The following is a 24,436-nucleotide window of genomic DNA, read 5'->3' on the forward strand; positions in this document are numbered from 1 at the left end:
TAAATTAAAAATTAGTGCCGAGCGTCACAAAGAACTGGCGTGGTGCAATCGGGAAGGTGTTGTAAGTACCTGATGCAGCACCAACCACGACCACAGACGCGCCAGTTTGTTGGTTCAGATTAGTAATATTCAACCTGACTTTAGTATTTTTCAGGAAGGCATTATCAAGCATCGGCAGTTTTGCACTTAAGGCTAAGCTAGCCATAAAGTAACCAGGCACGGATAAATCGTTGGTGTAGGTGGCGTAACGTTTGCCGATATATTCACCGATCAGTTGCGCCTCGAAATCACCTTCAGTCGCCGTAGCGACAAACTTGTTCATCCATTCAGGGCTGCCCGGTACTTTTTTGCCAGATGTCGCCACTGTCGCGGCACCATTATTGTAGTTATCCGAATAGATAGAACGGTTATACGACAAGGCGTTATAAAAAGAAAAATTACGTCCAAAATGCAAAGTCCCGGCAATATCAATACCGGTAGTTTGTACGCTACCGACGTTCGCCAAAATTGGATTGCCACCGATAATAGAAGAGATCACTGGCGTCGGGCTAATTTGCAACAAGCGATTACTAAAATCAACGTAGTATAAATTGACCTGACCATCGATTTTATTCAGCGCGCCCAAATTCAAATCGCGGCTGCTGCGCATACCAACCTCATATGTGACTGAAGTTTCTGGCTTTGCGGTACTCTTAAAAAGATCAAATCCTGATTGACTAGCCAGACTCCAAGGTGATGCGCCACCGCCACCATAAGTCACGAACTGTCTTAAATTTTGCTGGATATTAGCGAATAACTGATCACGTGATGATAAGTCCCAACGCACACCAATTTGCGGCAAAAACCATTTACGGGTAATGATCTCACCCTCTGGTAATGCCTTTGAGCCGCCGGAGATTGCACCAATTGCAGGTTGAACCGGGAAGGTACCTTTTGCAAATTGCAGGCTGGATTTAAACCCTGCCAGAACCGTCAAATCCTTCCGCACACTCCACTCATCTTGCAAATGCAACTGCACAACATTATTATCAATCTCGCTGCCATATTGTGTAATCAAAGGATTGCTTGGTCTATCGTACGGTGAGCTTGGATTGTTTACATCCAAAGCGTACCAACGACGGAATGCTGACGATTTATTATGCTCCCACCAGCCACCTACTTCGATCTGATGATCGCCCCATTCTTTACGCAAATTAGAGATCAGACCGCCGCGATCAATTTTGTATTCGGTAGTACGGGTAGCATAGCCGGAATTACCAAAAATTTGCTTCAGATTTTGATTCGGGAAATACACACTAAACAGCGCTGGCAAACCCGCTGCGCCAATCGGACCTGCGACGACACCTGCGCCGTCATCCTTATGGAAATACACCTGATTTGACCACTTGGTAGTCTCATTTAAATTGGCATCGTATTTTGCATAGGCCAAATAATCAGTCCGTTGTGCATCGCTGTAGTAGTTACGATAATTAGACCCATCTGCCGCTGGTGTAGCGCCGGTAGACGATACGTATTTGAGTGCTGTTGCAAAATCGGGATACAGGAAAGGACGGGTATAAGGTGCGCTCGTTTCGCCAGCGACATGCACCGTGCTATCTTCGTTTGGTTCAGTCTTATCGTTGTAATTAAAATAGAGCGTCAACTTGCCGGGAGCAGTGTCATGTACGAATTTTGCATTCAACTGATTGCCGCCCTGCTTACCGTTAAAATCCCACGCTTTTGCATCCTGACGCATCAAAGCGACATACGCAGAATTGCCATCACCAAATAGGCCTGTATCAAAACGAGCAAAGGTACGGGATGTGCTGTAGCTACCAAAAGTTTGCTCTAAACTAGTACGACGCTGCGCCAAGGGATCACTAGAAAATGTCTCTATCGTGCCACCTAAGTTACTGGTTGATGCAGTGGCAAGATCACCCGCGCCAGAAGATAAAATAACATTACGGACGTTCTCGCTTATTACTGCACGCTGTGGCGAAAGACCATTGTAGTTACCATATTGCTGATCGCCTAAAGGTATGCCATCCATGGTGTAGCCAAGCTGCTGGCCACTAAAGCCGTGGATAAACAGCGTTAAATTTTGTTCGTTATTGCCCCAAGGATCGGCAGTTTGAAAATTCACACCCGGCAGCGTTTGTAACGCTTTTACAGGATTAGTACCTGCCAATATTTTTTGAATTTCCAAGCCTCGTACCGATACCGAAGAACGAGTCGTCTGAGATGAAATCACTACAGTCTGCGCACCGGTGGTCGCGGAGTCTGCTACGGAACTTGCGCTATCAGAGGCATTAGCTGAATCGATTACTATCTTTTTTTGTGCTTCATCCGTCGCTACCGCTTTGCTTTGCGCCATTGCTGGCTGAGCAAATGCTAAAGCGAAAAATGCAGAGCTAAGGGAAGCCGCGAGTATCTTGTGTGGGCCTAAATGATTTGATCTGAAGCTTTTCTTGCACGCTGTTTTCGTAGAATTAATTTTCATATTAAAACCCATGGTGACACTATGATGTCGACCATAATCGGACACCACACTGCGATCGTTGAAAAAGAAATAAATAAAGCAATCGCGGTGCAGATTACGTTTTGTTTATTACGACTTGATGAATTAGGCGTTAGACTTTATCGACGTGCCATGTAAAGTCAGGGTGTGTTGTATTTTTCTACTGCGCTATCCATTTTTTATGAATTATTTTTTCACACGAATTACTTTTTTGTTCAAATAAAATTTTTGTTAATGCCTCTCAATATTTTCTGGATTCGTCATGTCTCTCTCATCTGCCGTAGTAAGTAATATAGCCCCAGAGCTGATTTTGCAAGCAGCGACGATCTTGGTAACACGCCGTCAGTCAGGCGTACAAGGTGAACGCTTGCCGCCTAGTTTTCACCAGATGAACAGTGCAGCAGGATTAGCAATTCAGGCTGCGGTGTCGACTCAAATGGGTGACCATACTGGTGCTTGGAAATGTGGAATAGCTGCTGATGTTCGCGTGGATCGCGTGATATTAGCGCCGATTTATAGCAAAACTATTTTTAGCGATCCTATCGCTGCATGCCCGGTCTGGTCACGTGCAGGGCATGTAAAAATTGAGCCCGAACTTGCTTTTATTCTCGGTTGTGATTTGCCTGCGCGCGATACGCCTTATGAGGCTGCAGAGGTCGATGCGGCGATCATTCGTACCCACATTGCCTTAGAGTTAATTGATAGTCGTTATACCAATCCTGACGAAGTCAGTTTTGTAGAAAACTTGGCGGATGGTTTGCTGAATCAAGGTTTATTCCTTGGCCCTGAAGTCGACGGCGCCAAAGCAAAAATCACTACGGATATGGCGATTAAAGTCAGTAGCGGGTTGCAGCAAGACAAAAATTTGATGCCACTAATACAGTTTGAAGGACGCCACCCCAATACCCATCCGCGCGCGCCCTTATATTGGCTGGCAGAATATTTACGCAGTCAAGGGCAAGGTCTGCAAGCAGGTCAGGCAATTATCACCGGGTCTTACGCAGGGAGTTTTGAAGTGGCGCTGGATCAGGATATCTGCATTCAGTTTGGCGATCTGGGCGAGCTCAACGTTAACTTTAGTCGCCGTGAAATTTCATAGGCGTTTGTCTAAATTAGCGTTTGTCTGAATTAGCTTTAGTAAGAGCTTACTTAATTAAGATTCTCACATTCCGTGACCGCTAGCTACAACGGAAACCGGATCGTAAAACAAGTACCACTCTCAGCCGAGCTATCGACATCAATTTTTCCGTTTAATAAGGAGGTGACGATATTATGGGTGATATGCAAACCGAGGCCGGAGCTACCCTCACCTAGTTTGGTGGTAAAAAAAGGATCATAAATGTGCGGCAGATGAGCTGGACTAATGCCGATACCATTATCTTTTATACTTAAGTTGAGCCAGCCAGCGTCGTCCAGGCTGGCGTGAATCTGAATATGATTGTGCTGTTTGTTCAGCAATTTCTGCTGGTCTTGCTCTGCATCGACAAAAGCGTGCACCAGAGAATTATTCAAAATATTGACGATAACCTGACTCAATAGTCCAGGATAAGTATTGATTTCCAAGCCACGCGGAATCTCTACTTTTAAATCGACATGATGCTTTTTGAATATCGCCGATAAGGGATAGATCGTCTCGGCAATAAACGGCGCCAGCGCAAACTGGCTGCGTTGATAATCAGCGCCGTCGACTGCGATCTGTTTAAAACTCACCACCAAATCAGCTGCACGTTGCAAGTTACGTTGCAGGATTTCGCTGGCGTGCGCGGCCTCTGCCATATAAGTTTCTAACGAAGAACGCTTCAAGCCATCGTTATAGGATTGCCTAAATTCTCTGGTGAGGTCGGCCAATGTGCTCGCAACCATTAAGCCATTGCCAATCGGCGTATTCAGCTCATGCGCAACGCCCGCCACCAGTGCGCCAAGTGCGGCCAACTTGTCACGCCGGACTAACTCTTCATGGGTCACGTTCAGATTATGTAAGGCGCTAGCGAGTTCAAGATTGGCTACGCTTAAGGCCAGATTACTGGCTTCGGCTTTTTCTTTTGCTGTGGATAACTCGTTGGTGCGTTGATTGACCAGCTCGGTTAAATGATGGCGGTGGATTTCTAGCTCTTCTTCACGGCGGGTGCGTTCAATGGCGATTACCGCCAGATGCGCGGCGACGCCGATTAATTTAATGTCTTCTGCGTCTGGAACTCGCACTTCGCGGTAGTACATAGCGAAGGTGCCTAAGATCTTATTTTTGTTCAGGTAAATAGGGCTGGACCAGCAGGCGCGCAAACCATGCGGTGCGGCAAAATGACGGTAAGGTTCCCATAAAGGATCGGTCAAAATATCGCTGACGATGACGGTTTCTTTGAGGTACATCGCGGTGCCGCAAGAACCGACAGCAGGGCCAATTTCTTGTCCGTCTAAAGCCTTCATATAGTCTGGCGGCAAATTCGGTCCCGCGCCCATCCGGATATGTACACCATCATCATCCAGCAACAAGACTGAGCACAGCACTCCATCGGATTGTCCCTCGATCAGATACATCAACTTAGTCAAAGTATCTTTTAAGGGCGCACCCTGAGCGATCATTTCTAACAGCTCGTTTTGCCCGTGGCGCAAGCTTTCAGCTAAACGGGCAGCCTGTCTTGTAGCGATATCCATCGTGATGACCTATCTAAACTTGCGTTGGTTTAGTGTAGGTGAATCTTATCGCTTTGTACATGATAGCGGTGCAAGCATGGTGATTATTTACAGGACAGACACAACACTTGGGACTTACGCAAAATCGTCTTCGCTAAGTTGCGGCTTGTAACGGCACTAAACAACGCAAGCGTAATGCGTGTGACGATATTTTAGGTAAATGAATCGCCAGACAACTCTCCCTGCAAGCAATCAGACTACAGGCAACTTAAATATACTGGATATTAGTATATTTAAGTTGTCCATAGAATTACTGGACAATAGAGCACTTTGAGGAAAAATAAAGGGGAGTATATTAAGTTAGCTTGATTTAACTGGGTTCATGCGACATCGCTACGGCGCATTCCGCCAGGCATGCTGCTGCGCCGCCCGTTCTGCCGCTGCATCCAAGGCCTGATCTGCGATACGTTGATCAATCGCTTGCAAAACTGCGGCGGGCATCTCTGCGGCGGCTTGACGATATTGCCCCGATTGTCCGGTTTGTCCACTGCTTGCAGCTGGCTTATCGGTTTGTGCCAACACCGCAATTTGCCAATCGTTGCCGGTCTTTTGTTTGCAGGCGAGGCCAGAGAAACCCGGATTCTGCGTACCATCTTCCGCTAAAAAGCTGCGGCAAAATTGTCCTTCTTTAGATAAAAAACTGACCCCAATTTTGACCGTACTGTCTGCCGCCGGTGCACTGGCAAGCTGTTGCGTCAACGCTTGCGCCAACTTGCCTTGCGCTGTGACCTGACCATTGACTGACGCCAGCATGCCGCCGTTCGGCGACAAGTTAGGCGACAAGCTGGTGCCGTCCTGCCATCCAAATTTACCCACCACCACACCGACGATGAGCATCGCCGCCAATCCACCCAACTGCTGCCAGGACCAGCCAGAGGTCGGCTTTTTAAGTGCGTCTTTGTTTTTTGCAGCATTGAACTGAAGCACGTTATTGCTCGTCTTGATAGCTGCGCTTGCAGACGGGCTTGTGGTCTGTGTCGCAGCCAGCTTTAGCCGGGCAGGAACTGGCTCATCCACGATAGGTGCAAAGGCCGCAAACACATCATTACGTATAGCCTGATGGTGTCCAACACGCTGCGCCAAATCGGCATCTTGCAATATTGCCGCTTGAATTGTCGCCCGCGTTTCGGCATCCAATTCGCCATCGGCAAAGGCCATTAAAGTTTCATCTGAAAAGCGCATCACTATTCCTTTATCAACTAACTGAGCCGGCTGGTTTTGACGACCCGGAAGGATCGGACAGCAAGCCTTGCAAAGTCTCCCGCGCACGTACCAGACGGCTCGTCAAAGTGCCGATGGGGATCTCCAACACCTCCGCCGCCTCTTTGTACGGCAAACCCTCGATCAACACCAGACTGACCACCATACGTTGATCTTCATTCAGCATGGACACCGCTTTTTGCACTGCCAGTTGGTGAACATAGCCATCACTGGGGTCGGCGCCAATATGCTCGCCAGCTTCCTCTGGTGCCAGCACTTCGCTACGTCTGATGCGCCCCCTTACTTCATCAATCCAGGCGTTTTTCATAATCCTGAATAGCCAGCTATCCAGCCGCGTACCTGCCTCCCATTGCTCAGCGCGGCTGAGTGCGCGTTCGACCGCAATTTGCACCAGATCATCCGCATCTTCCCGATGACGCGTGACAGCACGGCCAAAGCGGCGCAGACGCGGCAATAAGGCGGCAATGTCATTTTGAATATTGATTGCTGTTTGATCCATAGATACCAAGTAAACGTTGCAGCGAGGGATTTTAATCCCTGTCTCATTCGTTTTATTTTAAAGCTACAATCAAAAGTGAACTGATGTGGCTAATTACGTGGCTATTGTAATTGATGCGTAGCTGACCTTTTTATATCAACCCAATAATGCCAATGTCACCTAAATTACTCAATATTTGCCGGCTGTTGCTAGTTGCATTCTGTTGCAACGCCGATCCAGTCTGGGCGCAGCTTCGCTTGCCGTCGATTAATCTACCGGTACAACAGTTAGGTAACTTAAATTCTCAAAACTTGTTGAACCGGATTGACCGGCTTGACCAACTCGTACGCACAGATGTGCTAAACGGCACACTCCCGCTGCAAGACTTACGCCTGACGACGATCACGCGATTACTTAAAGAACATCCCCTGCAACTGGAGAGCAACCCCAAAGGCGAGCTGATTGTACGCAAACAAATCACCGCATGGTCACCCTCCGTCACGGCGTTAAAGGCAGTCCGTGCAGCAGGCTTTATTGTGATCAGCGAACATCGTTTAGACGCGCTGGAAGAGACATTAGTCGTGCTACAAGCGCCACCTGATATGAGTACCGCCGATTCACTGGACTTGTTACATCAGCTGGATCAAGACGGTACCTACGATTACAACCATATTTATTTAGAAAGTGGTAGTGCTATCGGGAGTTCGTTCTCAGTTCCATTCCATTCTAACTTCGCCGCACCGTTTGATAGCAGCAATAGCCTCGCCTCGCCCACACAATCTGAAACAGCAAAAACCAAAGCACGCATAGGCTTGGTAGATTCGGGCATCGATACCGAACATATCGTATTTAAAGATGCTCAAATCAAACGTCATGACTGTACAGATAAAAATATTCCTACCGCCCACGGCACTGCGGTTGCTTCACTCATGGTCGGGAAATCAACGCCATTTAGCGGTGTGTCGCCTGATGCTGTTTTATATGCAGCCGACATCTATTGCGGTACCGACACCGGAGGCGCTTTAGATAAATTGATTGACGCCTTGGGATGGCTAGCGCAAGAAAAAGTCGCGGTGATTAATCTGAGCCTGGTTGGCCCGCCAAATCAAACCTTAGAACACATCGTCAAATCCATGCTCAGCAAAGGCTATCTGTTAGTCGCCGCAGTCGGCAATGACGGACCCGCAGCACCACCGCTCTACCCGGCCAGTTACCCCGGTGTGATTGGTGTCACCGCAGTCGATGCAAAAATGCGTGTACTACCAGAAGCTGCTCGCGGCGCACAAGTCATGATCGCGGCACCCGGGAGCAATATGGTAGCCGCCACGATAGGCAAGACACCTTTCCAAGCGGTGCGGGGCACCTCTTTTGCGTCACCCATTGTGGCTGCACTATTGGCAAAAAAAGTCTTTATGCCGAATGTGAAAGACGCCAAAAAAGCACTGGAAGATTTGATCAGACAAGCAAAGACAGACAACCCTGACAAGGTCACGCAAGAGCTAGGTCATGGCATAGTCGGCACATCATTTAGAACCGGGCCTGAGCAATTTCGTTAATCTAGCAATGGTTAACATTAATATCTGTACTTCACTCAAAGACATGGCTCGGGCGCGTCATTCATGCGCACTCTTAGCGGGAATCCAATGGTGTTGTTAAACACCGAATGACGTCATGAACTGAATTTATAAGACTCACTAAGACCCGCTGTTAACGATGGCTTAAATTTTTTAAAAAATATTTTTAACCTGATGGATTAAATCGATCATCCCCAGCGTTCTCCTTTTACTACTACGGATTGTCCGTAGTGACTTTCAGGAGAATCATCATGACAACAGTTAAATTCATTCGTTACGCAACTATCCTCAGTGGTTTAGTGATAGTCACATCCGCTCAAGCTGGCTTATTAGGTGGTGGCGGTGCAATCGGTGGCGGTGGTGGCCTTGGCGGCGCAGTTGGCGGCGCAGTTGGCGGTTCACTCAGAGGCATGTCGTCATTCCCTACCTCTACTATCAGCCGTACTAGCCAAGACAATATGACAGGCAATGTCAGTAATATTGGTAATGCACGCAATATCAGCGGCGACGCTGCAGGCAACCTCACTGGTAATGCAGCTGGCAACCTGACCGGCAATGCCACCAACGCACGGGCGATCAATGGCGACGCAACAGGCAATCTAGTCGGCAACGGTAATACCATCATCAATAAAAGTGGAAATACGGCATCTACACAAGCTAGCGGTAGTGGCTCAGGTAGCAGCTCAGGCACCGGCTCAACTAGTCTGATATCAGGCGCTGTACCTGAAAAAATGAATGCTCCAACGACATCATCAGGAAATCTCATTGGTGGCGCTAATGGTAGCGGTAATACAAATGCAAACGCAAACGGCAGCGCAAACGGAAATGCATCAGGCAGTATGAATCTGGGCACAGCAGGCCAAGCGCAAAGTACCGTATCCGGTGTAAAAAATTCAGCATCAGATATCAGCAAACCTGCCATCAGCAATACAAAAACGCAAGTAGATAACACTCGCAGCTATGCAAGCACCAGCGTAGCGAATGCACGTGATACCGTCAGCGGTACAGCAGGCGCGGCAAAACGTAACGCGAAAGAAACCGTCAACAACACGCAGTTACCATCAGTATCCGCATCAGGTAACGGCAATGTATCTGGCAATGGCGATGTGACTACTAGCAAATAAGTAGATATTGATTACTCACGTAGAGAGTGTTTGGGTTACACCTCTCTACGTGAGTTTTTATATGTTTACCCGACGATGCACGATCAAACTAATATTGTCATGCCCACCTTGATCGTTCGCAAAATCAATGAATTGCGTACATTGATTCACCAGGCTTAAGTCGGCATCAAACAAGCTATGTAGTGCGGTTGGAGCTGCGCAATAATTCCATAAACCGTCAGAACATAAAACGATATAGGTATCCCCGGTTAATCTTGCGCTGCCGGTGTGGATGTCCAGGATGTCGTCACGCATACCCAGACATTGGGTAATGCAATGCGCGTTATTGTCCATCATTGCAGTTGTCACGTTGACGCCTAGTTTGATTTGCTGGTTAAACCAGGAGTCATCTTCGGTCAACAATAATTGGCTGGCTTGATTAACTGCATAAAGACGTGAATCGCCGACCCAGGCAAAATGTATTTGATCGCCTTCGATCAAGGCCAATACTAAAGTCGCTTCTGGTTCAGCCAGTGAGGTGTCGTCGTAGGCTAGTTTGCACACTGCATCGTGGGCGCTGGCTATCGCTAATTCCAAACGTTCTTTGATCGGTAAACCCGTATTATTTTCTAAGCTAGTGAGTGCCACTGTGACCGCGACATCTGCGGCCTGTCGTGCGTGGCAAGAAGTAGAGACGCCATCTGCAAGCGCCATGGCGATAGCGCCATCAATCGCTACCATGCTAACGGAATCCTGATTTTCTGTATGTCGTCTGCCGCGATGGGTCGCGCTGATGGTGTGCTCATCTAATATCTGGACCTCGATCGGGTCGGCGATTTCGGCACGGCGTCCGCAATTTTCACAAATATTGTCTTGGTCAAACTCGGCATGACCGCATTTGCATATCATCTGATTTGTGCTTGATGCAACTTGAGTTGCATTGCTATTGCTAGTTACTTCTGGCGCAGGCGCATTGACAGAAGGTACGTCGACAGCAGCACCGCAGGCTTCGCAAAAAGAAAAAACAGGATCAACTGTTTCTCCGCATTGAATGCAATTCACTAATTACTCCCGGCATAAAAATTCAATCAAGTTCAACTAAGTTCAACACTTTAAAACAAGGTCACTGGTCGTACGCGATTTGCCTGACTCACCCAATAATGCCGTTCTTGATCCGATTTTGCCAGTTTAGCTGCGCGTCTGAATTGCTCTTCTGCGGCAAGACGTAAAGTATGTTCTGTAAAATTTGCGCCTAAAAAAGTGGTGTTGGGCGGCCAGTTCATGCTCTTTGCTTTTTCCACGACCAAATTAATTAAACGACCAGCGATCTGAAAAACCGAACCTCCGGTATTGAGCACTGATTTGACTGCGGCTTCTGCCTTTTGCATGACGCTTGCATCGATCGCGTCCGGGTAAGTCAATAATAGCTCAGCTATCCCTAATTGCACTTGGGTATGCAATACGTGATTACTTGGGACACGCTGCAACATACTGACCGCGTCCATCAAACGTCCGGCTTTTGCATGGCAACGAGCAGCACCTGCATGCGCGCTGACAAATGAGGGATCGACTCGCCCGACACGGTCGTAATAGGGCAATGCCTGTTCGCCATTATTGGCAATTTCTGCTGCAAGCCCCATCGCCAGACGTGGTGCTAACTCTCCTGGCATTTCAAAATAGCAGCGCTCAAAATAGGCTAGCGCTTTGGCACCGTCGCCATTAGTTACTAAGCATAAACCGCGTAACCAACTGGTGCGCCAGTCAAACGGATCGGCAGCCTCAACCGCATCTAACGTGGTTTTGATTAGTGCATCTCGCTGCTTTTCCATCAACCCGGCATTTTGGATCAGGACTTCTGCCAGGCGCAATCGTGGCTCTGCGGCGCGGTCGCCGTATTTAGTCACTAACGCCTGCAACTCTTCAACTTGCTGTACTTCATCCATCAGACTCAAAATCCGAATCACTTCACTGGCTGCTTTGTCTTCCAAATTGACTCTCAGCGTAGGCAGTACATGTGGATCGACTTGCGCTACCAATTGCCGGGCGGTGGCATGGATTAAATTATCACTGGTGAACACTTTGCTATCAACTGGCTTGGGACCAGATTGTAAGGCCACAATCTCACGCAAAACACCAAATAATTGCTCTGCCATTTCATCCGCAGTCTGAAAACGCTCATCGGGATCAACATGGGTTGCACGCAATAGAAATCGGTATAGCGATTCATTCTCTGCCAAGACATCATGATCATCCGGCGATGGTAGCGCGTACTCATAATCGGAAGTGAACTTGAAGTCCATGATCAATACGGCCAGGGCGCGACCCAAGGTATATAAGTCCGAGACAGCAATCGGATCAGTGTCGGCCTCTGGCGCGGCAAATCCCAGCGTGGCATAGATATCGCCGTTTTGATCGCCCGTTTTGCGTACAGCGCCCATGTCGATCAGCTTGACATCGCCACCTTCTATCATGATGTTGTCTGGCTTAAAATCGCAATACACCAGCCCTTGAGTGTGTAGATAAGCAAAGGCGGGAAGTATCCCTAATATGTAGGCAATCGCCTCCGTCACAGGCAGTGGGCCGCGCTGCTTGCGCAGGCTATGCACGGTTTGGCCGCCGACATATTCCATGATAATAAAACCTTCAGCACCCTGATTCACAAAATCGTAAATGTTGACGATCTTGGGATGCTTTAATGCCGCCAGATAACGCCGCTCGGCTACCGCCGCTGCAGCGCTCGCTTCATCATTGGCGTTTAACAAACCTTTGAGCACAACCCAGCGTTGCAAGACTTGATCCCAACCCAGATAAATCCAGCCTAATCCACCGAATGCAATCGGGCCCTTGATCTCGTATTTGCCTGCAATCACATCGCCCATTTTTAAACGTGCCACAAAATCGTATGGCGTGCCGCACGCGGGACAAAATCCTTTAGCACGGTTGACATGCACATCGCACTTGGGGCAATGGCGCTTGTGCGCTGGTACCTCTGGATCTGCCATCAAAAGTTTTAAGGGATCCTGGCTAGGCAAATCCGGTAAAGAAATCAAGCCACCACCAAGCGCTGTGCGGCGCGCGCTAGTGTGGGTAGAAACACCTGCACGACGACGAGTTGATTTGGTCGCACCAGCACCTGGTGCTCTGGCCGGATAATTGACAGTGAAGCGCGCAGAACCGCGAGTGCGGCCAGTCGTCATGCTGGCAGTCGCTACCGCATCTGTAATATCCAGACCGCCGGATGCGGCTGTTACCAAATTTTTCTTCGCTGATTTTCCACAATCTTCGCAGACATCTTCAACAATCGTTCCGCTGCAATAACTACAAGGCATGGTCATTTCAAATTACTCCTGTCTAACTAATTTGTGTGCATTAAGACTTATGCTGCTCGGACGGCTTTGCATAAGTCCTGTAAATACTCAGTCTTTAATTGCTGACACCTTAGTCAGCATGTCCTGATACATCATCAACTTTGATCGCACTACATCTAAATTCAGCGGACGCGATTTTAATTCCGCATCGATTTGCGCCCGCAAAGTCTGTCTTTGTACCTCAGTACCATACTGAAAAGTCAGCGCCTTATCTTTAGCTTTATAGGCGATAAAGCGTCCATTTAAATCTTCTGCCTCAGCGGCTTTTGTCTGTACTTCTGCAATCGCTTTATTGCCGTTGGCAAGTGCTTCTGCGATCGCCAGATTGAGCTTGCTGGCACCAACATTTACAGCAGCCCATTGCCCGGCTTGCAAACTACTTTCTAAGGTTTCGCACCAACTCAGCAACATGGAGACGGGTGACATTGGTGACATGGATAATGTCGGTTGAAACCGCAAAGATGACACCACGTTTTCTCCTAATAAATCACGCACTTGTGCAAGCTGCGATTGATACTCTGTCGTCATTATTTGCAACTGCGCCAGCGCCATTTTTGCTTGCTCAAGCTCGTTCGCTGCGGTAGCTCTGGCATTCTCTAGCTGATCCAATGTTGTAGACCACGCCATCAAGGCGCGCTTGAGTGATTCTTTACCACGCTGCGCATTTAAAGGATCGGATTGCATGTCCTGGATTTCAATAAATGAGGGACGATCTGATACCGCGTTCAAACGCTGGGCACGCTCCTCCATCATGCTGTAATCACGCCTTAAACCGGCCAGTTCTTCTGTGCCATGGGTCTCGGTATAGTCGATCTCATTTAAGCTATCGCGCGCCTGCTCAAACTCTGTCTGCATCACCGCTAATAACTGCTCTGGCGTCATGCTGTCGCTAACCGATGCCGATCCCAATAAGTCACGATTTTTGATGGAGACCTGAGCCGTCGTTCTGACAATCGATGGACCTTCCAGCAGAGCTGTGACCTTTTCATCGGTGTTGGCCCAAGCACTAAACATCCCACCCTTGTGAATACGCGCCGCTTCTTCTACCACCTTAGCCAACAGCACGTAATCATCGACTAAGCTACTCAGCTTGCGAGTCGCGTCTTCTGCTTTGATCTGAGTGTTACCGGTGTAATGTTGCGCCCGCAATTTGATACGGATGCGCTTGGTACTCTCAGCATCTGATAACTCATTTGCGTTAGTAGTGATCGCAGCCAATCGTTGTTGCCATAATTCAATCAGGCTATCCAAGTCACTCACTCGCGGAACTCCGCTAAGCGTTGTTGGATACCCAACGCAATACCAATGACCGGTGCGAATAAAATCGCCAGTAGCAGTATCCATAACCAAGACAAGGCGTGGAATGCTCTGGTCACTGCCAATGCAAATTGCTGTTCGTTCAAATTTAATGTGGCAGTCAGCGACTTCATAAACTGATCAAATGCCCAATCGGATTGTCCGACCTGCGTACCCAAACATAAAGCGATAGCGGCATCATGTTGACCCGCGGTTTCGAGCTGCCGAATTTGCGCATCAATACGGACGTATTCCAGCCATCCTTTTAAGGTATCTCTGGCCAAATTTTCTTCACCGTCATAGGTAATATTGGCCAGTTCCTCCGCCAATAAGCCATTGCCTTTGAGACTTTTTAAATCGGATGGAAGTTGTTTCACATCAAGGAGTTTGAGCGCAAATAATTTTTTGGCAGTCTCTTGGAATAGCGTTGTTTGTGCTTGCTGCGCCTCAGACTTGGACAACAACAAATACACGCTCTCTTGTGCATTCGCAGTGTAAGCCAGCGCTTTGGCCTGAGACAACGCGTGGACAGAATCAAATGCATCCTCCTTCGCGGATCTGACCTCGGATACGACTTGACCTGCCTTCGCCGCAAACAGTAAAGCACATACAATAAAAACGGCTAGTCCGGCTGCAATGGCAGGGTTGAACATACGTTTAAAGGTGGCATACAACTTCATTTGCGTCTCTACATATACCAAAACGAGCAACGCAGATAATAGTAAGAATGCGATCAGCCATAACAAGGCTTTATGCTCACCTTCCGTATAGGCAGACGATAAATGTTTGAAGTTAGCATCATCCAATGCCACTACTGCTGGCAAGATGTGCTCACGCATCAGCGCATCTGCTTTTAATAAGGACTGGTGCTGATCCGGTTTAGCAAGTGCCATACCGACCAATCTCTCATAGGCAGATAATTGCGTCATCAACTCTAAAATCGGCTTACGTTCTTCATCGCCATAAGTAATATTTTGTGCCGCAACCAGCAGGTAGTCATGTGCCTGCGCAATCGATTTGACATAGGCTTGCGTGTTTTTACCATCACTACCGTCGACCGCTTCTTTAGTTAAAAACACGTTCACAATTTGTGTGTGCGCGCTGGCTAAGGTCATACGGATTTTTTCTGCTGCGACGATCGACGGCACCGCGTCTTTACCCACCGTATTAACGACATAGGCATAGCTTTGGTAAGTATAAAATCCGACGATAGAAACGATTAGCGCGAGACCAATACAAAGTAATTGCCGGATTCTGAGCTGGCGTACGACGTCCTCGGTCTGGGGAAGAGTTGCCTGGTCAGGATGGCCGTGGTGACTGCTTGTAAGTCCAACTGTGCCAAGTTGTAGGGTTGATGACATAGACTGCTTATCCTTGATGAATACAAATTAATTAGCTAAAGACCTGACAGGACTCTTGATTAACACGGCAATCCCGGAAGGAGCTTTCCACTCTGATTAGATGCAAACCATAGCTGTAAATCCATATACTCCCCATCTTTTTTCAAAAAATCGGCTTATAGACCAGCAAATGTATGGACGATTAAATATACTTACTACGAGTATATCAATTTATCTAATAGCTGATTCTTCGCTTAGATAGCAAGAAGTGCACAGGAATAAGTGCACGGTTTGCAATGTCCAATGAGCGATCAGCTGCGGCCAAATCATATCTGCCTTAACGGATCAACGCGACTCGACGCATATCCTCGTCCACATACCTAAGGTGAGTTGATCACCCGCTTTTAAGGCGGTCACCACGCCCGGTTCGAGATTGGCTTGATTTAACTCAGTACCATTGGCGGAGCCTAATTCCAGTACCGTGATTTGGCCTGCACCATCCCGCATCAACTTTAAGTGTCGGCGCGAGATGCCGGGGTCTTGCACCACGATTTCTGGATGTATGCCCCTGCCTTCAAACTGACGTCCCAAGGTTTGCTCATCCAGATCGAGGTGATACTCTTTTTCTGCCGCGGCGATAGGACATGGCAAACTTGGGTCGGGATCTTTGTACAAACTACTGTCCACCAAAATACGCAACTTAAGTCGTACAGACGGATGTACTGATGCATCTGCTGCAAGGCTTATCTGTGTCGCATCGTCCACCGGAGTAATGGCTGTGTTTTTAGTATCAACAGAATTGACCGCCGCTACTGCATCAACTACCACTGCATTCAACGCAGGCAGCGGCTGTGCAATTTGTAAGCCACTTTGCAATCCACTAAACGACATCGCTTTTTCAAAATCATAACGACACACTTCGCAAAACCGTGCATCAGGCCGACGCACCGTCATGCAATCAGGGCAGCTTGTTGTGGCTTTGTTACCGACTAAATTTTGTCCTGCTAACTTATCTAAGTTACTAGCCGAGCCAGCAGAGCTACTCGCACTAACTGGTAATTTGATCGCGGAACCGCACTCAGAACAGTAATCAATATCAGTCGAAAAATGACCCTTGGGGCAGATATTACTCATCGCTTGCTCACCGGTTATACGTCCTGTTTTTAACTATAGAATTTTGCTAATTTACTTAATTATGATTGTGCTGATGGTGTCGCTGCACGACGGCGAACTGTTCGGGTACCGCCTAGTTCCAGTTCCATATCCGCTGCTTTATCTGCCTTTTTCAAACGGACAGTACCGGTGCTGGCATCGACCATATCCACTACTTTTTTCAAGCGTCTGGTCACTTCCTCATTGCCTGACTCTTGCGCTAACTGAGCGGCGCGTCCGAGTAAGCGGGTCGCACGATCTTCATCACCTTTGGCTTTTGCATCTAAGCCTTCTTGAATAGAATCGGCTAATTCTTTTTGACCGGTGTAGTGCGCAACTTCCTTGCTAATGCGGGTCGTGAGGGTATCGTCACCAGACCATTTAACCGCAATAGGATCACACGGGACTTTGGTTTCGACACCGGCGTGTTGATACACTACCGCAGCTCTGCATGCCAGAATTTCGTCATCAATCGCGCCTACCGGCAACTCAAATGCCAGCTGAAAATCTCTTGCTTCCGTACCCCATGCGCCTAACGGTACGTCGATAGTTTTATCATCCAAGCGTTTTGCGACAGGCATCAAGTCCATGATCTCTGGACTCATTTGCTTGACGGTCGTGAGCTTGACGACTTTAGGCGACCAGATGCGTAAGACTGCACCAGAAATGCCTTTGGACATAGAGCGCGTTAAGAAAGAACGCAAGTCTTCTTCCAGTCCGGCAGGGTCGGTCACGGCATCGGCGGTGCCCAATAAGGCAGAAGCAATCGTCCGCAGCTCAGCTGGTTTCCAGTCGGTGCCAATACCACGGCAATCACATTGAAATACACCTTTGCATTGCTCAATAACGGAGGCTAGCTGGGTATCTTCGGAACTGTTTTCACCATCGGTCTGAAAATACACGCTGGCCAATGCTGCGCCGCTGCGTTTGACTTCAATCAAGGCAAACTTTAGACCCTCTGACATGGCTGTGGAACCCGATGCACGCAACGCTTGTATCGCTCTGTGTGCATCTGCTTTGTTGGTAGCGGTGGCAGGGCACGCCCGCACAATCACATCGGCAGCGCCAGAAAAGGTGACGACAAAGAACCACATGTCTTCACTTAATAAATCAATCCCACGGCGTGCTGCATTTTTGGCTTGCGATAATTTCTCACCGCCCATAGAACCAGACACATCTAAAACAAAGCCTACGACTTTACGACCGGCAGCATTTGCGGCGGCGCTTCCAATTACACTCGCACCGACATTAGCAACCCCTTCAGAGACGGTATCAGATGTGATCGTCAGCACGGCATCTAAGCGGGATTGCCCCGTTACCAAATAAGGATTAAAAAAACCTTGAACGCGGAACATAACAACTCCAAAAAAACGGGAACATACAATAACTACCAATAACTCTTTTCAAACCATGTCAGGATGCGATTTTTTGTACGAACTGATCTCCAGACTGGATTAAACCGTCTGTAAATGTGCGGTTAATCGCGCTCAGTTCGGTAATCGCTTTCTCACGTTTGCCTACGTTAGCAATATCGAGTTTTCTGCCTAGCTCTATGGTTTGCAATAGCTTGTCTGCCGACATGGCAAGAGCTGCAACATCGGCCGCAAAGTCACCCTGACTGTCTTTTGCTTTCAAATAGCTGACCTGCAATTCATCGCTACCGATACTATTTAACTCACGCGACAATGCGCGACGGGCATCGGTTGCCTTAGACGCTTTGGCAACTTCAGATAAAGCGGCGACATTGATGATTGCCCTCTTAAGACTTGGCAAATCAAACAGAATGCTGTCCATGACATTATTCATTTCTATCATCGACGCCGTCTGCGTTGCACGAATTTCTGGTACCGAAATAATCGACTGGCTGTGTGCCATATGGATGCGCACAATACGGGTTTCAAACGCATTTATCTGCTCGCCAAAGTCCCGCAGTCTTGCGATCTCAATCAGGTCACGCGATTGCTCAACTGCGGCTCGCTTCTGTTCAAATTCGACGCGCGCACGCTTCACCAGGATCTGCCCCGCAGCCATGTATAACTCCATATTTTTGATATGGTCGATCGTGCCTTGCACCATGCGATCTAACTTGTCATTCGTTGATCTGAGCGTAGTTAATTGCGCTTGAGATTTTTTCTCAATCGCAGTCAGATGATCAGTAATTTTTTTGTGATTTTGCTGAAGCGCTCGCAATGCAGAAAACCAATCACCGACGAAGGGAATTTTTCCTAAGGCATCTGTCAGACTATGGTGACCTTCTACCTCTTGCTTTACTTTCGGTAAATTTAAATCCCTCAGCGTCGTCGCTAAAGCAATCGTAATTTCACCTGCACGCCCGGCTTCGCTGGTACGCATGCCTTCTAATAATTGATCCAGATGCTGACTCAATTCACGCTGCACATCAGAGCCAAATGACATCAGGCTATTGGTATCTGAAAAAGACACGCTGGACGCAATTTGATTGATACGATTTTTTTGCTCATCGCTAAATTTGTTCAAATCAATTTGACGCTCAGCTTGCAACTCATATTTAAGCACTGGTACAGGCAAATTATCTGAGTACAGTGGTGCCATGGCGCTTGTTGATAAAGTTAATTCTGATGTTTCAGTTTTTTGCTCGCTCATAAGTGTCTCTTTAACTCGTTCTCTAAATTCGTTTCCGCAATTTTCTGATTGCTGATTAAAGTAATTCTCGATTACTGATTTAATTTTTAAGTGGTGCTCATGATGTCATTGCCGCAGCAAGATTTAAACGGTAATTGATTTGTAATTTAACCGGATACAAGCAAATAATAGCGGGCATAAAAAAACCAACTTTGCTAAAAGCGAAGTTGGTGAGTTTGTCGTTACATCGAAAGTCGTACTTGCGTTTCATACCTGTTGTTACTGGTTATTACAAAAACTGCTTATTCTTCTCGTAAAAAGGAAGCGCAAATTTATGCAAGATATCTTGCGATTAAATCGGGCTAAGTTGGTAGGCATTATCTCAGCAGATTGCGTGCGCAATACACTGCTGAGCTTGATCAATGAATATATTTAATAGAATTGAGACAAATTTTTACGACTTTTTTACGACTTCGTTTACACCTTTTTTACATACATCAAGCAAAAGAGATTATCGCGGTGCGCGGCAACTGGCAGCAGCCATATTTTTTGATTCAGGTAGAGCAAATATCGCCAGTGCGCCACAACGTGATCCCAGCATCTTTGATTGATTATGTCCAACACCGACAACTTCAAAATACTGATGCTGAATGACTTGCTGGGATGTTGCCAACAACCGCTCATAGCGCCAATAAGCACGTGCCCGCTGCAAACGCGTCGCACCTTCGGCCTCTGCGCCGCAGGCTTTATCCAATACCGGATGATTGGGATCGTTATCATCCGAGCCGACTAAATACGTCATTTGCCGCTGAGCATATCTACGATATAAAGTCATACCATCAGTACCTTGCGCATACGGCACCATGTTACGCATGCCATAGCGATACTTGTCGTAGTCGGCGCATACTGCGGTGTCGTAAGGAGCAAAGCCGGAAGCGGCAGAATTGTTTGGGCGATCAGAAGTGAAGTACAGGTAAGAAGAGGGATTCGCAATCACATAAGTCAAGGCAATACCACGTGCGCGTAAGCCTTCATCCACATTGTTTAACACCGCGTACCGGTGTACCAATTGCGCGCCACCAGAATGTCCTGCTACCGTCACCCGCATCACCGCCGGTAAGCGTTTTTTATCGGTGACAAAAGCGAGTAAATCATCCAGTACTTGCAAAGAGCTGACAGAAAAAGACGCGTTCACTGCGTTCTCGCCACTCATCCAGCCTTGTCCGCTCCACATCGGCATATTCACAAAACCCTTCCTGGTGTCGGCAGTGCCCGGGAAGTTTGGCGCGATCAGCAATATCTCTGCAGGATCGCGGCCAGTCTCCTTGAGTAACTCGGCCGCAGTGGCATAGTAATCATCGCCGTTTCGCTGTAATCCATGCTGAACAAAAATCACTTCTCGAATAGTATGCAAGTCACTGTCTAAAGCATGGTTTGCATACACAGGAAAATCATACTGCTGACTGCTGCTACCTAAATGAACTCGCTGCCACCCTGCCAACTTTAAGCTCGATGGCGCAGCAATACCCCCGTCTGTTGGCTCAATTGTTTTGGCTGTCCTTGCAATAGGATTTTCAATAGAATTTGCGAAACCGGACTGAGCAATCATCGCAATGATTGCGCTCATGAAGATGGAAAGAATCAGTTTCATGCGTCACCTTTTTTGAGTGAGACTAGGGCGTGTTGACTGTATTGATAAGCTCACAAAACTATTTAGTTTGAGACTCTGGTGCAGCAGCCCACCAAATCGCAGCTAACAACAGAACCTGCAATATCAGCCTTAAGCCTAATAGCAACTCCGGTATTTTCGGGAATAGCTGAGGATTAAGCCACATATAGACGTTTGCAGGTGTAACAGTAATGGTCAGCAAAAACAAGCCAATACCTGCCCATTTACGATACTGAACATGCAGCAAACCCAGCGCACCAAGTACCTCAAAAAACCCGCTGATGTACACCGCTTGAATACGCAGCGGCAAAGACGGCGGGACAATTTTCAGAAAAAAGTCCGGGGCGATGAAGTGTCCGATGCCTCCCATAAAGAACCATAGGAATACTGTCGTTAAGGCTATTTTTTTGCTAGTCATGGTTGCTTAGTAATCGCTTATTGATGTTAACTTGCGCGATAAAATTAAGCTGCTAGCGGAGAACGGCGTGCATTGGCAACTTCCTTGAGTAGCGTGCGAAACCAGATATGTGCAATATCTTTATCGACAAATTTATGCCATTGCATCATCTCTACCAAGAGCGGAATATCCATCGGAGGTGGTAATAAGCGAATCGGGAAATAGTCGGCGAACATATCTGCCAATCGGGTATGCATGGTGGCGATACGATTGGTACCAACTAACAATAAGGGCAAGGAACTAAAATTACTGGTGCTGACTTCAACCCGCCTTGCAAAGCCTGTGCTTTGTAAAAACCATTTTTCAAAACTAGGCTGCGCTTTACCAAATTTGGTCGAGACGTGCGCCAGACTCATATATTGATCCAGCGTCAAACTGTCACCAACAATCGTATTATCCTTCCACACAACACAACTGTAGCTGTCCTGGAATAGCACTTCGCTAGCATGACCCTCGACTAAATACTTGGCTGGCATGATGAGTAAATCAATTTCGCCACGATCAAGCTGTATCTCGTGATCGTCGCCAGGCGCCATAATTTCGAGAGTAACATTCGGTGCCAGTTCACTCATCTTACGTGCCACCTCAGCCATCAGAACTGAAGTGGGATAATCTGAGGCAATCACTCGAAAATGCCGGGTCGATTCTTCTAAAACAAATCCTGGCTTGGTTTCGATGGTCGATTGAATCTGCAACAACACCTCCCGAACTGGCGCTTCCAGGCTAGCTGCCAACGGCGTCATGACCATATTTCGACCAATCTGAGTCAATATTTCATCCTCAAAATAATCACGCAACCGCGCTAACACGCCACTCGTCGCCGACTGGCTCAAATTGAGCCTTTGCGCAGCGCGCGTAATACTGCGCTCAGCCAGTAGCGCATCCAGCGCTACCAACAGATTTAAATCAAGTTTATTAAACCGCATGCCTGTCTCCGTTATTTTTAGGTATTGCCACAACCGATTTATGCAATCAAGAAAATCGATTTTACACATATTGCCTGCGTCCTTAGCATGCGGTATTGGCTTTTTTGTCAGCCAAAAAAATAATAAGGACGGAGACATGAAACTCGCAAGCTTAGCAAGCAGCAGTCGAGACGGGCAACTTGTTGTCGTCTCAAAAGATGGTACTCGAGCAGCATCAGCACAAAATATTTCACCCAGTCTTATTTGTCTTTTAGAAAAATGGCAGAGTTTATCACCCGCATTGGATCGCTTGTACCAGTCACTCAACCGTGGTGAAGTCGCTGAGGCCTTTGCATTTCAGCCGCAATTAGCGACGGCTCCGCTACCTCGCGCACCGCAATGGTGTGACGGCTCTGCTTTTATCAACCATGCGCGACTAATGGAAACTGCATTCCACACGCCACCGATTGCCGATCTCGATACGATTCCCTTGATGTATCAGGGTGCCTCCGACGATTTTCTTGGACCACATCAGGATATTGCCTTACCAGACGAAGCACAAGGCATCGATTTTGAAGGGGAGTTTGGAGTTATTTTGGATGAAGTCCCACTCGGTTGCCCTGTCGATCAGGCCCTATCGTACGTTCTACTAATCGTACTAATTAATGATGTCAGTCTGCGTCACTTTGGGCCACGAGAAATGAAAACGGGCTTTGGATTTTTACAGGCAAAGCCATCTTCCAGTTTTGCACCCTTAGCAATTACTCCAGATGAATTAGGTAGCGCATGGCGCGATGGCCGAGTTGCTTTGCCCTTGCAAGTGCGCTGGAATGAAGTCTGGTTTGGTAACCCGAATGGTGCAGAAATGAGCTTTGGCTTTCAACATCTGATTGCCCATGCAGCCGCCACCCGCAAGCTGTCAGCGGGGACGATTATCGGCTCTGGCACGGTCTCTAATAGTGAGAGAAGCGCAGGTTCCGCGTGCATAGCAGAGCGACGCGGCCTGGAGATGATTGAGCACGGTGCGATTTCAACCCAATTTATGCGCTTTGGTGATCGTGTTCAGATGGAGGCACGCGATGCTGCCGATCAATTGATATTTGGCGCAATTGACCAACGGGTCGTCAAATGCCCTGTCCTGTCCTGAGGCGCGGAAATTTTAAGTTTCAAATCAAGACTCTCACCATAACCAACATAAGCACAGCAAACCAGACCAGGAGACTACATGTCACGCCGTTTTGTCGATTTATCGATCTATCTTGAAAATGATGTTCTTTCCGATCCCCCGATGCTGGCACCAAAGATTGAGTATCAAACCCATGGCGATACCTTGCCCGAATTTATGCATATGCTGCCGGGTACAAAAGTGGAGGATTTTCCCGATGGAGAAGCGGCTGCAGCTGAATGGGTGAGATTAACTACGCATAGCGGCACCCATCTGGATGCACCCTACCATTTTCATTCAACAATGAATCGCAAACTGGGAGAAGCAGAACGCTCCATCACGATTGATGAAGTACCGCTGGACTGGTGTTTTCGACCCGGGGTCAAACTCGATTTTCGTCATTTGCCTGACGGTCACGTTGTCACCGCAATGGAAGTTGAAGCCGAGTTGGTACGCATCGGTCATACCTTGCAAGAATTCGACATCGTCGTCATTAACACCCGTGCTGGTGAGCGCTATGGTCACTCGGATTATGTCAATGCGGGTTGCGGGATGGGTTATGAAGCGACCATGTATTTACTAGAACGCGGTGTCAGGCTCACGGGTACCGATGCGTGGAGCTGGGATGCGCCATTTTCATTTACCGCGAAAAAAATTGCAGAAACTGGTGATGTCAGTCTGATCTGGGAAGGTCATAAAGCGGGGCGCGATATTGGTTACTGCCATCTCGAGAAAATGCATAACTTAGAAGTCTTGCCTGGCAATGGTTTTACGATCAGCTGCTTCCCTCATAAAATTCGCGCCGCTTCTGCTGGATGGACCCGTGCGGTAGCCATTTTTGATGATGCTGACTAATAATTTTTCGATTTTTTATGAACTGGCAGCCAAATTTAAACGCTGCACCACCAAAGGACTAATT

19 protein-coding genes are annotated in these 24,436 nt (G+C 47.7%); 5 read left to right on the plus strand and 14 right to left on the minus strand.

Features of this window, described 5'->3' with window-relative positions:
- Positions 1-4: 4 nt before the first annotated feature.
- A complete protein-coding gene (locus QN395_RS02665; protein WP_322121069.1) occupies positions 5-2,353 on the minus strand; it encodes a TonB-dependent receptor in 2,349 nt (782 codons plus the stop codon).
- Between the two features lie 406 nt (positions 2,354-2,759).
- Here QN395_RS02665 and QN395_RS02670 point away from each other — a divergent pair, with 406 nt between their 5' ends.
- Positions 2,760-3,596: a hypothetical protein gene (locus tag QN395_RS02670; protein ID WP_322121068.1), complete on the plus strand. Its 837-nt coding sequence runs from the start codon at positions 2,760-2,762 to the stop codon at positions 3,594-3,596.
- Positions 3,597-3,679: 83 nt separating this feature from the next.
- Here QN395_RS02670 and QN395_RS02675 read toward each other — a convergent pair whose 3' ends face one another.
- The 3 genes from QN395_RS02675 to QN395_RS02685 form a co-directional block, all read right to left on the minus strand.
- A complete protein-coding gene (locus tag QN395_RS02675; RefSeq protein ID WP_322121067.1) occupies positions 3,680-5,149 on the minus strand; it encodes a GAF domain-containing sensor histidine kinase in 1,470 nt (489 codons plus the stop codon).
- Between the two features lie 372 nt (positions 5,150-5,521).
- Positions 5,522-6,370 carry a hypothetical protein gene (locus QN395_RS02680; protein WP_322121066.1) on the minus strand — a complete coding sequence of 283 codons (849 nt, stop codon included), beginning with the start codon at positions 6,368-6,370 and terminating at the stop codon, positions 5,522-5,524.
- A 13-nt stretch (positions 6,371-6,383) separates the two neighbouring features.
- Positions 6,384-6,908, minus strand: a complete 525-nt coding sequence (locus QN395_RS02685; protein ID WP_322121065.1) for an RNA polymerase sigma factor — start codon at positions 6,906-6,908, stop codon at positions 6,384-6,386.
- Positions 6,909-7,060: 152 nt separating this feature from the next.
- Between QN395_RS02685 and QN395_RS02690 the strand changes: the two genes are divergently transcribed.
- Positions 7,061-8,443, plus strand: coding sequence for a S8 family serine peptidase (locus QN395_RS02690; RefSeq protein ID WP_323491946.1), 1,383 nt, complete (start codon positions 7,061-7,063; stop codon positions 8,441-8,443).
- A 269-nt stretch (positions 8,444-8,712) separates the two neighbouring features.
- Positions 8,713-9,585, plus strand: coding sequence for a hypothetical protein (locus QN395_RS02695; protein ID WP_322121063.1), 873 nt, complete (start codon positions 8,713-8,715; stop codon positions 9,583-9,585).
- A gap of 57 nt (positions 9,586-9,642) precedes the next feature.
- On the opposite strand, the gene QN395_RS02700 is transcribed toward QN395_RS02695, so the two are convergent.
- The 10 genes from QN395_RS02700 to QN395_RS02745 form a co-directional block, all read right to left on the minus strand.
- Positions 9,643-10,626, minus strand: a complete 984-nt coding sequence (locus QN395_RS02700; RefSeq protein ID WP_322121062.1) for a PP2C family protein-serine/threonine phosphatase — start codon at positions 10,624-10,626, stop codon at positions 9,643-9,645.
- Positions 10,627-10,676: 50 nt separating this feature from the next.
- On the minus strand, positions 10,677-12,899 hold the full coding sequence (locus tag QN395_RS02705; RefSeq protein WP_322121061.1) for a tetratricopeptide repeat protein: 2,223 nt from the start codon (positions 12,897-12,899) through the stop codon (positions 10,677-10,679).
- A gap of 81 nt (positions 12,900-12,980) precedes the next feature.
- A complete protein-coding gene (locus QN395_RS02710; protein WP_322121060.1) occupies positions 12,981-14,192 on the minus strand; it encodes a hypothetical protein in 1,212 nt (403 codons plus the stop codon).
- Positions 14,189-15,589, minus strand: a complete 1,401-nt coding sequence (locus tag QN395_RS02715; protein WP_322121059.1) for a hypothetical protein — start codon at positions 15,587-15,589, stop codon at positions 14,189-14,191. The genes QN395_RS02710 and QN395_RS02715 overlap by 4 nt, the downstream gene beginning before the upstream one ends.
- 324 nt (positions 15,590-15,913) lie before the next feature.
- The gene (locus QN395_RS02720; protein WP_322121058.1) at positions 15,914-16,702 is read right to left on the minus strand and encodes an FHA domain-containing protein; all 789 of its coding nucleotides are present in this window, start codon (positions 16,700-16,702) and stop codon (positions 15,914-15,916) included.
- 59 nt (positions 16,703-16,761) lie between these two features.
- Positions 16,762-18,075 (minus strand): VWA domain-containing protein, encoded by a 1,314-nt coding sequence (locus QN395_RS02725; protein ID WP_322121057.1) that lies wholly within the window; start codon positions 18,073-18,075, stop codon positions 16,762-16,764.
- A 58-nt stretch (positions 18,076-18,133) separates the two neighbouring features.
- Positions 18,134-19,342 carry a toxic anion resistance protein gene (locus QN395_RS02730; protein WP_322121056.1) on the minus strand — a complete coding sequence of 403 codons (1,209 nt, stop codon included), beginning with the start codon at positions 19,340-19,342 and terminating at the stop codon, positions 18,134-18,136.
- 490 nt (positions 19,343-19,832) lie between these two features.
- Positions 19,833-20,972, minus strand: coding sequence for a hypothetical protein (locus tag QN395_RS02735; protein WP_322121055.1), 1,140 nt, complete (start codon positions 20,970-20,972; stop codon positions 19,833-19,835).
- Between the two features lie 58 nt (positions 20,973-21,030).
- A complete protein-coding gene (locus QN395_RS02740; RefSeq protein ID WP_322121054.1) occupies positions 21,031-21,408 on the minus strand; it encodes a hypothetical protein in 378 nt (125 codons plus the stop codon).
- 44 nt (positions 21,409-21,452) lie between these two features.
- Entirely contained in the window at positions 21,453-22,373 is a 921-nt protein-coding gene (locus tag QN395_RS02745; RefSeq protein ID WP_323491945.1) for a LysR family transcriptional regulator, read from the minus strand.
- Positions 22,374-22,509: 136 nt separating this feature from the next.
- Between QN395_RS02745 and QN395_RS02750 the strand changes: the two genes are divergently transcribed.
- Positions 22,510-23,499, plus strand: coding sequence for a fumarylacetoacetate hydrolase family protein (locus QN395_RS02750; RefSeq protein WP_323491944.1), 990 nt, complete (start codon positions 22,510-22,512; stop codon positions 23,497-23,499).
- 78 nt (positions 23,500-23,577) lie between these two features.
- Entirely contained in the window at positions 23,578-24,372 is a 795-nt protein-coding gene (locus tag QN395_RS02755; RefSeq protein ID WP_322121051.1) for a cyclase family protein, read from the plus strand.
- Positions 24,373-24,436 lie beyond the last annotated feature (64 nt).

This window comes from Undibacterium sp. RTI2.2 (assembly GCF_035018705.1).
In the GTDB taxonomy this organism is placed as follows: domain Bacteria; phylum Pseudomonadota; class Gammaproteobacteria; order Burkholderiales; family Burkholderiaceae_D; genus Undibacterium.